The sequence below is a fragment of the Paenibacillus pabuli genome (assembly GCF_039831995.1).
Lineage (GTDB): Bacteria > Bacillota > Bacilli > Paenibacillales > Paenibacillaceae > Paenibacillus > Paenibacillus pabuli_C.
Window position 1 is genome coordinate 593,281 of record NZ_JBDOIO010000005.1, and the last position, 12,747, is coordinate 606,027.

General features: G+C 50.0%; 11 protein-coding genes. 4 read left to right on the forward strand and 7 right to left on the reverse strand.

The features are described 5' to 3' along the window. Nucleotides 1-40 precede the first annotated feature (40 nt). Both ABGV42_RS29400 and ABGV42_RS29405 read right to left on the reverse strand, forming a co-directional pair. A complete protein-coding gene (locus ABGV42_RS29400; RefSeq protein ID WP_347384882.1) occupies nt 41-718 on the reverse strand; it encodes a TIGR00266 family protein in 678 nt (225 codons plus the stop codon). Further along, complete coding sequence (locus ABGV42_RS29405; RefSeq protein ID WP_095290738.1) at nt 715-1,113, reverse strand: winged helix-turn-helix transcriptional regulator; 399 nt, start codon at nt 1,111-1,113, stop codon at nt 715-717. The genes ABGV42_RS29400 and ABGV42_RS29405 overlap by 4 nt, the downstream gene beginning before the upstream one ends. A 167-nt stretch (nt 1,114-1,280) precedes the next feature. Between ABGV42_RS29405 and ABGV42_RS29410 the strand changes: the two genes are divergently transcribed. Together ABGV42_RS29410 and ABGV42_RS29415 are read left to right on the forward strand one after the other, a co-directional pair. Beyond that, nucleotides 1,281-2,468, forward strand: coding sequence for an MFS transporter (locus ABGV42_RS29410; protein ID WP_347384883.1), 1,188 nt, complete (start codon nt 1,281-1,283; stop codon nt 2,466-2,468). A gap of 217 nt (nt 2,469-2,685) precedes the next feature. Beyond that, nucleotides 2,686-3,531, forward strand: a complete 846-nt coding sequence (locus tag ABGV42_RS29415; protein ID WP_347384884.1) for an aldo/keto reductase — start codon at nt 2,686-2,688, stop codon at nt 3,529-3,531. 149 nt (nt 3,532-3,680) lie between these two features. Here the strand turns inward: ABGV42_RS29415 and ABGV42_RS29420 are convergent, their stop codons facing one another. The 4 genes from ABGV42_RS29420 to ABGV42_RS29435 all read right to left on the reverse strand — a co-directional run bounded on the left by ABGV42_RS29420 (nt 3,681) and on the right by ABGV42_RS29435 (nt 9,682). Continuing rightward, a complete protein-coding gene (locus ABGV42_RS29420; RefSeq protein ID WP_347384885.1) occupies nt 3,681-5,783 on the reverse strand; it encodes a glycosyl hydrolase family 18 protein in 2,103 nt (700 codons plus the stop codon). Continuing rightward, nucleotides 5,783-7,360 (reverse strand): chitinase, encoded by a 1,578-nt coding sequence (locus ABGV42_RS29425; protein ID WP_347384886.1) that lies wholly within the window; start codon nt 7,358-7,360, stop codon nt 5,783-5,785. Before ABGV42_RS29425 ends, ABGV42_RS29420 begins: the two co-directional genes overlap by 1 nt. Nucleotides 7,361-7,751: 391 nt before the next feature. Then, nucleotides 7,752-8,753, reverse strand: a complete 1,002-nt coding sequence (locus ABGV42_RS29430; RefSeq protein WP_347384887.1) for a pectinesterase family protein — start codon at nt 8,751-8,753, stop codon at nt 7,752-7,754. Nucleotides 8,754-8,785: 32 nt separating this feature from the next. After that, nucleotides 8,786-9,682 carry a helix-turn-helix domain-containing protein gene (locus ABGV42_RS29435; RefSeq protein ID WP_347384888.1) on the reverse strand — a complete coding sequence of 299 codons (897 nt, stop codon included), beginning with the start codon at nt 9,680-9,682 and terminating at the stop codon, nt 8,786-8,788. Nucleotides 9,683-9,800: 118 nt separating this feature from the next. Here ABGV42_RS29435 and ABGV42_RS29440 point away from each other — a divergent pair, with 118 nt between their 5' ends. After that, on the forward strand, nt 9,801-11,027 hold the full coding sequence (locus ABGV42_RS29440) for an MFS transporter (RefSeq protein ID WP_431523704.1): 1,227 nt from the start codon (nt 9,801-9,803) through the stop codon (nt 11,025-11,027). 83 nt (nt 11,028-11,110) lie between these two features. Next, the gene (locus ABGV42_RS29445) at nt 11,111-11,890 is read left to right on the forward strand and encodes an ABC transporter ATP-binding protein (RefSeq protein WP_347384889.1); all 780 of its coding nucleotides are present in this window, start codon (nt 11,111-11,113) and stop codon (nt 11,888-11,890) included. Between the two features lie 115 nt (nt 11,891-12,005). Here ABGV42_RS29445 and ABGV42_RS29450 read toward each other — a convergent pair whose 3' ends face one another. After that, nucleotides 12,006-12,734, reverse strand: coding sequence for a class I SAM-dependent methyltransferase (locus ABGV42_RS29450; protein WP_347384890.1), 729 nt, complete (start codon nt 12,732-12,734; stop codon nt 12,006-12,008). Nucleotides 12,735-12,747 lie beyond the last annotated feature (13 nt).

Here is a 12,747-nt window from a genome sequence, read left to right on the forward strand (position 1 = left end):
ATGTGTGCATTGCAGAGATCATCCGTATGCTGACTGATCGTCAGCGTGAAGGGATGAACTGCTTCACCCATTGTCCGAATCCTTGCGGATTGCGGCTCTGGATCAGGACCGTACCCTCGCCTCTGAATCGGCATACCAGTCCTTCTCCACTGGTTACACTGGATAACCAGCCCTGCGATGCTTTTTCGATATGATACTCCATATATTGAGGCCAGGCAACCAGGTGCGCGTTATCCACAATGACTTCTTCTCCCGCTGCCAGATGAATGGCATGAATTGCACCATAGGAAGACAGAAATACCGTACCTTTCCCGCTGATCTCAATAATGAAGAAACCCTCTCCCGAGAAGAGTCCCTTCTTCAGGTTTTGCATTTTACTATTTACCTGAATGCCTTCTGTCCCGGCCAAAAAGCCATCCTTCTGCACATACAGCGAATAGGAGCCATCCAGTTCAACAGCCTCCACACCGCCCATGGTGGAAGGTGACAGCAAAATTTCCGCAGGCCCTCCGGCAGCGGTTAACTCTTGAAAGAAGAACTTCTCCCCGCTGATCATTCTTCCAATTCCGGCAAACATGCCACCCTCCGCAGATCCCTTTAGCTGAACCGTTGGCGTCATGGATACCATGGCGCCGCTCTCAGCCTTGAATCGCTCGCCACGCTGCAAACGAACCTTGAGCATGGCAAAAGCACCCTCATGCAAAATCTCGTAATTCATTGCTTGATCAGCTCCTTGTTCTCATCCGAATCAAAATGGTTCAGTCCATTGTCCTCGAGCATTGCTGATTTGTCTCCGTACTCCTTTACGATGTGCTGCTCTCCCCAATTGCATAGTGCATTCAGAATCGGCTCCAGACTCCAGCCATATTCACTGAGCTCATACTCTACCTTGGGCGGGACCTGATTATAGACAATCCGGTTCACGATTCCGTCATCCTCCAGCTCCCGGAGCTGTTGGGTTAACATCTTTTGGGTAATGGCGGGCATAATACGCTTAAGATCACTGGTGCGCTTTTTGCCATGCGTGAGATGACAGAGAATGACACACTTCCATTTGCCGCCGATCACCTCAAGCGTAGCCTCAACCGAGATATTGTATTTTTTTCTGTTCATTATATGCTTCCTCCCCTAATCATCTGATGAACTTACCAAGATTAGCTATATAGGCACCAAAAAGTACGTATGGTACTAAAAAGTACGTACTATTCATTTTATACCGAATAATTCATAATAGCATTTGCCGGTACGTAAATCTACATTCGGGGAGTTGAACAAGAAACATGATACAAGATTCAAAACGCAGCACCTGGGCCCTGCTCGCACTGGCCATTAGTGCATTTGCCATCGGCACCACTGAGTTTATCAGTGTTGGACTGCTGCCACTCATTGCGGGTGACCTGGGCATTTCCGTAACTACAGCGGGACTGACCGTTACTTTATATGCACTCGGTGTAACCTTCGGGGCGCCCATCCTGACCTCATTAACTTCAACCGTGTCACGCAAGACACTGTTGATGGCCATCATGGTTGTTTTCATTGCAGGCAATACGATGGCCGCGCTATCCAGTGGCATCACAATGCTGCTTATAGCCCGGATTATTTCAGCCCTGTCGCATGGTGTATTTATGTCTATTGGTTCCACCATTGCGGCTGATCTCGTGCCAGCAAACCGCCGGGCCAGTGCCATCGCCATTATGTTCTCGGGCCTGACCATTGCTACCGTAACCGGGGTGCCTCTGGGTACGCTGATCGGTCAACACTTAGGCTGGCGTGCTGCCTTTGTTCTCATTGTTATTGTCGGCATCATTGCCTTTATCGGTAATATGGTACTCGTTCCTTCCACACTGCAGCGTGGAACACGGACGGCATTCCGCGACCAATTGAAGCTTGTGACGGGAGGAAGGATGCTGCTGGCATTTGCAATCACAGCCGTCGGATATGGAGGTACATTCGTTGTCTTCACGTACCTGTCTCCGCTTCTGCATGATATCAGCGGATATTCCGAGAAAACCGTGGCAGCTATTTTATTGTTATACGGAATCGCCATCGCGATCGGCAATATCATCGGCGGCAAAGCGGCCAACCGTAATCCGCTGAAGGCATTGTTCTATATGTTTATCGTTCAGGCGGTCATTCTGGTTATACTGTACTTTACCGTACCCTTCAAGCTGGCAGCGCTACTTACCATTCTCGGCATGGGCCTGCTTGCCTTCATGAATGTACCCGGACTTCAGATGTATGTCGTAACGCTTGCAGAACGCTATGCGCCGCAGGCCAAGGATGTGGCCTCAGCCTTCAACATCGCTGCCTTTAACGCGGGTATCGCCATAGGCGCATACCTGGGCGGAGTCATTACCGACTCCATTGGGCTTGTGCACACGACTTGGGTCGGTGCAATTATGGTTTTGGCCGCTGTTCTCCTGACAGGATGGGCTAGAGTACTTGAACGCAAATCATCGGTTGCATAAACGTTCTATATGGGAACAGGCTGCACCGAAGACTGAATTCTCAGACTGATACGTTCGGCCACTCATGCAGCCCTATTTAAGGGAACCGGTTTCGCATGGTATCGTATTATAGTATGTTGAACTCTATTTAATCTACCCTCATTTAATTTTGCGGGATCAGATTAAACGATTTGAGAATCACTTTTACGAACTATGAACACACTTAGGAGGACATCACATGACAGCACAACACTTACAATCTACAGTAGCTTTGCATAACGGCATTCAAATGCCTTGGTTTGGACTAGGAGTATTTAAGGTAGAAGAAGGCGCAGAATTGATCGAAGCGGTCAAAAAAGCAATCCAGCATGGCTACCGCAGCATTGATACTGCCGCAATATATGGTAACGAATCCGGTGTCGGACAGGCGATTGCCGAAGCATTGAAAGAGAACAACCTGAAGCGCGAAGAACTGTTTGTCACATCCAAAGCCTGGACTGCAGACCTTGGATATGAAGAGACTCTTGCAGCCTTCGATACAACTTTGAACAAGCTGGGTCTGGAATATCTGGATCTGTACCTGATTCACTGGCCAAAAGCAGGCAAATACAAAGGTGCGTGGAAAGCCATGGAAGAGCTCTATGCAGCAGGCCGGATCAAAGCAATCGGCGTAAGTAACTTCCAGATTCATCATCTTGAAGACCTGATGAAGGATGCCAAAGTGAAACCGATGGTTAACCAAGTTGAGTATCATCCTCGCCTTACTCAGGTTGAACTCAAAGCCTTCTGTGAGAAGCACGGCATCCAGCTTGAAGCCTGGTCCCCGTTGATGCAGGGTCAACTGCTGGACAACCCGGTGCTCACTGAGATCGCTTCAGCCAAAGGCAAATCCGTGGCACAAGTCATCCTGCGCTGGGATCTGCAAAATGGTGTCATCACCATTCCGAAGTCCACCAAGGAACATCGGATCATCGAAAACTCTTCTATCTTCGACTTTGAATTGTCCAACGATGAGATGGATCGGATCAGCGCCCTCAACGAAGATGTTCGTGTAGGACCAGACCCGGACAACTTCGATTTCTAATTAGAACGAAGCAAAAAGCCTCCATTCCCTCGCCATAAGCGGGAGTGTGGGGGCTTTTGTGTTGTGGTATGCAATACTTCTTGAAGAGATACATTACTACATAAAAGACACTCCTGAACTTATCAGGATTGTCTTTTATTATAGGTGTTTTACGATTGAAGCTGCCACAATGCAGCCACATTGGATGGTTCCCATCCCTGTAAAGAGGTATGGGACTGCAAACATTTATACGTTTTTCCGTTATACGTCACAAGCTGCCCTACAGTGTAGGCGGTGTTGGCCTGCCAGGCGGAAACGCCTGGATTCGTCGTTCCTGTTGCAGTTTTCACGGTTAAGGCGCTGCTCGCAGCAGATAGGTTGCCTGCCGCATCCTTGGCTTTTACTGTGAACGTATATGAGGTATCTGCCGCCAGTCCTGTCACAGTTGCCGATGTTCCGCTTACGGTTGTCACCAGAACCGTTCCGTTGTATACCTCATATCCAGTTACAGCGACGTTGTCTGTGGAGGCCCCCCAGCTAAGTGTAATCGTGGATGACGTTTTCGCAGTAGAAATGAGGTTCGTCGGCACAGTTGGCGCCTGGGCATCTCCTCCCGGCTGAGCAGCAGTACTTACGGTTACGCTATTGCTAGCTGCGGATAGATTGCCTGCCGCATCCTTTGCTTTTACCGTGAACGTATAGGAAGTACTCGGTGCTAGCCCGCTAATTGTCGCGGTCGTGCCCGTGACGGAAGTCGTGAGATTAGCGCCATTATAAACGTTATAACCGGTAACCCCAACGTTATCCGTCGAAGCATTCCAGGCCAGGGTTACCGAGCTTGCCGTCACTCCTGCCGAACGGGCATTGCCCGGTGCGCTCGGTGCTGTCGTATCCGCTGGCGGCACCGTGCCCCCGTTAGATAGATCCGATTTTAACTTATTTTGGAGTGTCTTGTTGCGGTCCCCGCTGAGCTCCCAGAACATCGCCCCGCCAAGCCCTTTACTTTTGATATATGAGGTCTTGTGCCCGATGGACTCCGCATCGTCATAGCTGATGAAGCGCTTGTTGGAGGCATTATAGAGATATGGCACTTTGGCCGTATCGTTCCAATAGCGTGTGTACCCATTTTTATTAATGTAATTGGCCTCCAAATCATAAAAGTCAAAGGAACCTGCCTCCCATGTCCCTATAGAAGAACCGCCCGAGCACGCCTGATACTGGCCATTATTCGCCTGTGCGCATCCATCCCAGCCCCGGCCGTAAAATGGAACACCCAGCACCAGCTTGGCAGCCGGTACTCCTGCATTCAGATGCCCTTGTGCTCCGGCAGCCACATTAAATGTATTGCTATCCGGTACTCCTGCACTTGCAGCGGCAGGATCCGCATTTAGAGGCGCATTATGTGCACTAATTTTCTGCCAGGCTCCGTTAAAATCGTAGGTCATGATGTTAATCCAGTCGACAATGGAAGCGATGTTCGCAAGCTCTGTATTGGCAGCATAGGTTGGAGATGCTCCGCTTGCAATCGTAAGCAGGTACTCTTTGCCGTCAACGGCTTCCGCCGCATCCAGCTTTTCGCGGATCTTGCTCAGGAGCAGGGTATAGTTCTGCTTATCTTCAGGACGTTTGCTGTTACCATCCAGCCCGCCTGACACCGGGTACTCCCAGTCGAGATCTACCCCGTCAAAGTTGTATTTCCGCAGGAAATCAACGGCAGAGTTCGCAAAGACCTCGCGAGTTGCGGACGTTGCTGCTACATCGGAGAAGCGATTGGACCATGTCCATCCTCCGACGGAAATAATCGTTTTCAGATTTGGATTGATTTGTTTCAGTTTGTTAAGCTGATGGATATTGCCAGCATAGGGCTGATCCCAGGTATCGCCTGCAAATTGTTTTCCTGTATCAATCCAGGGGTCTCCCAGGACAATCGTTCCATTCGGTACATTGATCGTCTGGCTCTTCTCATCCTGGCAGCTCCAAGTTACCGGATTGGGGCCCGAAGGATCTGGATTTCCATGAATGCCATTCCAGCAAATGTCGGCAAAGGCATAGTTGATATGCGTCACTTTGGTCGGATCAATATCGGTTACATTGTAGTTTCGGCCGTATGCCGCCCAGGCAGGATAGTAACCGACAATTTTATAACCATCTGCGGCTTCGGCCGTTCGAGACTGAAACGTAAATGAAGGGATGATGACTGATAAGAGCAGGGTCAGACCGAGGAGAAACTTACCGATTTTTTTGATATCCATGTGTTTATATCCATATGGCATTAGTACACAACCTCCTTCGTTGTTTGCGTGCTGAGCCCATTCAGATAAGAACGATGCGCGTTCGAGAACTGATTATTCGTATACGCATCCCAGTTAATGGACCAGGTCATAATGCCCTTAAGGCCCGGATACCCTTCTGGTTGGCGCAAGGTATAAGAACCACCGTAGGATACACCCTTGATCAAGTAATTCAATGCCTTCTGCAGTTCGGCAGGTGTTGTATATCCCCCTCCGGCTGCCTGTTGGGATGCCGGTACACCGATTGCAATCTGGTCCGGACGCAACGGGGGGAAGAATGCCCCCGGGTTTCCGCCTATATTAAATCCTTGAAGCAGCATCTCGGCCATGGCTACATGGAAATCTGCTGTGCCTTGAGCGTATGACCGCCCATCCAGCCCCACCATGGACCCACTATTATAGTGCTGCACGTGAAGCAGCGTCAGATCGTTACGCAAGGCATGAATAACCGGCAAATATGCTCCCCAGGGTCCGCCATAGGACAGATAACCGCCTTGGACATAGGCCGTCTCCGGTGCAGCGGTAAGTATGAACTCACTGCCAAAGTGTGACTTGACCGCCTTTACACCCTGGATGAGATTAACGATCTTGGGTGTCGTCGGATTGCGGAAATCGGTATCTCCCGCATTCAGGGAAAGGGAGCTTCCTTCAAGGTCGATATCCAGACCATCGAAGCCGTAAGTCGAAATAATAGATTTCAGTGACTCCTCAAACTGTTGCCTCTTGCCTGCATCGGTAAGCTCAATCGTTCCATTGGCTCCCCCCATGGAAAGCAGTACTTTTTTTCCCTGGCTCTGGAGATAGGCAATGTCTGATTTGAATTCGGCTACTGTAGCGTTATATGGAGTAAAGGCGAGCGTGCCGCTGCCGTGCGAAACCGGTTCGGCGAAGGAGACATTAACGATATCGTAGGCTGTGGACACGCTGCGAAGTCTAAGATTGGTAGAGCCATTGTCGAAGTTGTGCCAGTACCCGATCAGCCACTTGTTACCGATTGGCCCCGGATTCGGGGTTCCGGTGGAAGTCGTTATACTGAGGGGATTGCTTGCAGCGGATACATTGCCTGCAGCATCTTTTGCTTTTACTGTAAAAACATACGTAGTACCGCTGGTCAGCCCACTTATTGTAGTCGTTGCAGCTGAGGTACTCGCCACGAGAGCACCATTTTGGTACACGTCGTATCCGGCCACCCCCACATTATCCGTGGATACATTCCAGGCAAGCTGGACTGAGGTCCTGGTGACAGAGGATGAGGTTAAGCCTGCAGGAATGGAGGGTGGGGTTGTATCCGGAACAGGTGTCTCTCCTCCCTCCCCGGGACCATCCCCAACATAGGTCCACAGTGCAGGAACTAGAGGAGGCTCCCATCCGTTCAAAGCTGTATGGGACTGAATGCATTCATAATTTTTGTTTTGATATGTTACGAGATCTCCTTTCTTGTATGCGGTGCCGGCCTGCCACTGGGCAGCGGCGTCTGCTCTTGGTGCAAACCACGAAATGATCAGAAGAAATGACAAAGCGACTAGGATAACCGGGCGGAACCAAACAGCTTGATTCATGCAACATCCCTCCTGTACTCAGGTTGTTTTCACCTTGCAAAAGCTTCTCGGTGCACTTGCATGTGATCTGCGACGATAGAGCTTTAATACATGATTGATAAATACGCTTGCTGCTTCCCCCTCTCTCTTTGGCATCGGACCTTCCCTCCATTCTCGTTTTAAATTATGACATCCAGATTTTACAGGGAATTTACAGATCCTCATCTGTATTTAATCAGTAAAACGCAAATGAGATAAGGGATAAATTATTCTTTTGGAGGGCGAAAATTGAATATGCCGCAAAAAAAAGACTGTCCGCCAAGCCCATAATGGACTTGAAAGACAGCCTTGCATAAGCTCCTGCAACAGGTAGTAAAGCATTGCTCTTGAGAAAAATAGGGATTATTACCCTTCAGCCAAAGGGTTGCCATTCATCCTCTCCGGAGAGCACGCGAGATAGTGAATATTCCATTGCCTGCTGCTCATTCAGAATGGTTGCCCACGGCACTCGCCCGGCCCTGCTCCCTGCTCCCGGACCCTTACTGTTATATTCGGCGAACACCACGCTGGCCTCTGCATCAGGTTTGTTCCAGTTATGCCAGCCCTCCTGCTTCACATGAGCACCCATCCAGCAATGCAGGAAACACACCTTGGCATGATTCCGCCACGGCCTGCCGAGATATACCGATTGCGGAGGTGCATTGCCGGTAAGAGCACAATCAATGAAGACATAACCGTACCGGACGTCTTCTGGTGTAGAGGCCGCAGTAATCCAGCCATTCACCTTCTCCTCTGCTGAAGCATGATCGGATAAACGATTTTTGGCAAAGATTTCACAATCCTTGAAAACGGCTGTAGCGGAGCCAAAAATAAAATCAATGTCACCTTCGATGTAACAATCCTCATAATACTGACGCAGTTTCCGGCGCTCCGCACCATCGCGCGGCCCTCCGAAAGAGGCTCGATCCATCGGCTGTTCCGGCAGCGGCCCGGTGAAGATGGTATCCTGGTGACCGATAAAGCGGCAACCCCGGAAAGCTGCCCGGTCCCCATCCACATACACGGCAAGGGCCTGCCCAACATCCTTGCCGGGACCGGCGGAATTGACGAAGGAAAGCCCCTCTGCCGTGAAATCATCTGCTCCAATTAAGGCCGTATAGGAATGGAACGTATGATATAACTCCCCGTCAGGGAACGTCTTGAGTGCATAGTCGTCATATGTAACAATGGTCTGCTCTGCTCCCTCACCGATGAGATGAACCCACGGCTTCTCAATATGCAGCTTCTCAACATAGACACCTTGTCTAATACGAACAACAAACTTATCGGTATTTTGGTCCGGTATGGCGTCAATCGCAGCCTGAATCGTGGCAAAATCACCGCTCCCATCCGCAGCAACCAGGTAACCATTCATATGCTGATCCACTCCCTGTACGTATTCCAATTCTACATCTGGTTCCGATACTCCATCGGTGTTACACCCTTTATTCGCTGAAACACTCTATAGAACTGACTGACATTGGAGAATCCCAGCCAAAAGCTAATTGTGGTCACTGAATCTGTCGTAAGACGCAGTCGTCTGGTGGCTTCCTCCACACGCAAATGCAGCACATACTGATACGGTGTTGAACCTGTCAATGCTTTGAAGGAGCGCATAAAATGATATCTGCTCTGGTGCGCTATTGCCGCCATGGAATCAATGTCCATCGAACTTGTATAATCACTGTGTATATACTCCAGCACGCGCCGGAGATGGGGGTCAATGAACGCGCCTCCGTTGCTGGTTGTTCGCTCAAACAAATTCTGAAATTGCTCACAAACCAGATTCGACCCGGCACCCCCAGTGGCATCAATTCCTGGAGTTGCTACCGTCAGACTACCTCTATTCTGTTGTCCACCAGACAGCACTTGTGAAAGATATGCCTCTACGGCTAGTTCGATTTCCTGTATTTGCAACGATTCAGGCGCGTCATCCAGCAAAAGGGCGCTCCAGCCTCGGAACAGTCTGCTGATTTCAGCAGGGTCGAAGATTTGTGTGGGCCGAAATTCGGTCTGCGCCCTTCTTCGATCTAAATCCCCCAAGCCACCTCCTGGCGGATTACGGAACTTGATAACGATAACTGCCGAATCTGAACCAATCTCGAAAAAGTGCTCCATCTGGGGGTGGGCGATTATACCCTGTCCTGCTTGGAGAGGATAAGCCTGCTGTTCCTGCACCAGATGACACTCGCCCCTTACTGGCAACGTAACCTGATACCAATCATCATGGACATGTGGTTCATTAGCGAACCCGCCTGAAGCCTTCCACAATTCCAATCCATTCAACGTCATGTTTAATTCCATCGTTTCCTCACCTGCTGACATTATAGCAAATCGTGCTCACTTTCCAAGCACTTTTCGCGAAGACAATCGATGTCTGTATCTTTTATCATGGTAAAAAAATAATTCGAGGTGATCTCCCGTGGCCCAATCCGCTGTAAGTAAAATGCAAATCAATCACTCCGCCAACTGGGCGCTTGCCGGAGTCAGCTTCGCCCATCTGCTGAATGATGCGATGCAGACCGTTGTTCCGTCTGCCTTCCCGCTGTTCCAGCAAACCATGCAGCTCAGTTTCGCTCAAATGGGCTGGATTGCCTTCACATTAATTATTACCGCATCCGTTCTACAACCGCTGATCGGTTATATGTCTGATCGCAAGCCGATGCCGATCCTGCTTCCCGGAGGCATGTTATTCTCCCTGATTGGTGTTCTCGGCTTCGCCTTGTCTTCCGAGCTATGGATGCTGCTTGTTTCCGCAGCATTGATTGGCATAGGCTCATCCATTCTCCATCCTGAGTCCTCACGTGTCGCCCATCTGGCAGCTGGTCGTGGACGCGGAATGGCACAGTCTATCTTCCAGGTCGGTGGCAACACGGGTCAAGCCCTCGCGCCATTGCTCGTTGCCTTTATTCTTCTGCCACACGGGCAGCTTAGTTTCTTATGGTTGATGGGTTTTGCCCTGATCGGGATTGTTATCCAGTCTTCCGTCAGCCGTTGGTACCGACACAGGCTGGCAGAAAATCACACCCGTCATCAACAGCCTGTACAGTCAAATGGCATCGGGCAGCCTATTGCCCAGCTTGCAAGTCGGGGATTTATCGCTTTTACAATGGGAATCCTCATCCTGCTGCTATTTTCCAAATTCGTATATATTGCCGGTATGACAGGGTACTATGCCTTTTATTACGCGGATGCGTATAACCTGCCTCTTTCGCAGGCACAGATCTGCCTGTTCATTTTACAATTTTCGGGGATGATCGGAACCTTGCTCGGCGGACCGCTGGCTGATCGTTACGGACGTAAACCGATGATCTGGTTCTCCATCGCAGGTACTGCACCATTTTCACTGCTTCTGCCTTATGCCGGACCTGCTCTATCCATGGTATTATGCGGCATCATCGGACTAATTCTCATGTCAGGCTTCAGCGTCATCATTGTGTATGCGCAGGAGCTGCTGCCGCGTCACATCGGAACGGTGTCCGGACTGTTCTTCGGCTTATCGTTCGGCATGGCGGGGCTTGGGTCCGTTGTACTCGGTTCCCTGATCGATATGACCAGCATTTCATTCGTCATCAAGCTATGTTCCTTTTTGCCGCTGCTCGGAGTGTGTGCTGTATTCCTGCGCCGAGATCGACCAAGAAACGCCTAATACATTGAAACGTCAGTAATTTTGTGACTACAATAAGGTCAGGATAATCGAGACAGAGGTTAAACAGAAGGAAGGAATACGCCATGATTATTGATGTACAACACGTAACTTGGAAAAGAGGTCCGATTACGCTGCTGAACGATGTCAGCTGGCGGGTTAACGACGGGGAACACTGGGCACTGCTCGGCCTGAATGGGTCCGGCAAGACCACGCTGCTCAACATGATTACCGGTTATCTGTGGCCAACCGAGGGCATGATATCAGTGCTTGGACATCCGTATGGCGATGTGGACCTGCGTGAACTGCGTAAAACCATCGGCTGGGTCAGTTCTTCTCTCCAGGAGAAATTACATGGGACGGACCGCACTCAATATGTTGTCATTAGCGGCAAACACGCTACGATTGGTCTCTATGACAAACTATCCGATCAGGATTTGGATCAGGCCCGAGAACTGATGACTACTCTTGGCTGTCAGCACCTGTGGGATCGCGAATATCGTACCTGTTCACAGGGAGAGAAGCAGAAACTTCTTATTGCCAGAGCCCTGATGGCGAATCCACGCATTCTTATTTTGGACGAGCCCTGTAATGGGCTTGATCTGTTCTCCAGAGAGCGGCTGCTGGAGAGCATCCGTGAATTATCCCAGAAACCAGACTCTCCTTCCCTGATCTACGTGACCCACCATACCGAAGAGATTCTGCCCGTGTTCAGTCACAGCCTCCTGCTGCGGCGGGGTGAGGTTGTGAGCAGCGGGTTAACTTCCGAGGTGATGAACATCGAAGTGTTGAGTGACTTTTTTGAAGCGCCTGTAGATGTGGACCGGCATGGGGATCGTGTCTATGTGAGGGCAGCCGATAAATAAAATGGCTCATCTGTACACAGCCTGAGTACAAAAGCATCCAAGAAAACTTATCCACATGTGGACAGGTTTCTTGGCTGCTTTAGGTTGTTCATATCTATCCACAGCATGCTGTGTGTTATTTACGTGCAGAGAGGAACAAAAACAGCGGAATTCGCTGTCTGCGCAGATAGGTTTCTTCATTTACGAAATGTTCGCGCTGTGGTGCGGATTCTCGTAAATGCTCCACATGGAACCCCGCCTTCTGCAGGGCCATATAGTACGATTCAATGGAACGGTGCATCTTTTTCACTGAACCCCCGAGCCACTGCTGTTCGCGATATCCTTCCACAAAATACTGATCGACAATCCAATTGGTTCGCGTCCCGGATGGCTGCAATGTGGACGTAATCACCGGGTGTTCCACTGAAAATATGAATCTCCCGTTCTCCTTCAATGTGTTATGTACGTTAAGAAACAAGTGGTCCACATCCTCTACATAATGAATAGCCAGTCTGGACATGACCAGATCATACTGATTCAGCGGGTACGTCCAGTCTTCCATAAATGCCTGTTCAATCTGTGCATTTTTGCCCTTAACGGTCTCCAGGGCTGTACGGAACATATTGCCCGACCCCTCAATCCCCGTGTAATCCGAAGCGCGATGCTCAGAACCGATTAATTCCGCCCCGAATCTCGCATCGCCACAGCCCAGATCCAGGATGCTTTTGCCCGCAACGTCTCCCATCAGCTCCAGCATGATGGGTTTTTCCAGCGTATCATTGGCATTCTCCTGCCACTGGCGGCGTTCCATGTATTTTTCGAAATTGGCATCATTATCATAAAAATCGGAACCATGTTCGCTCACTGCGCAGCCCTCC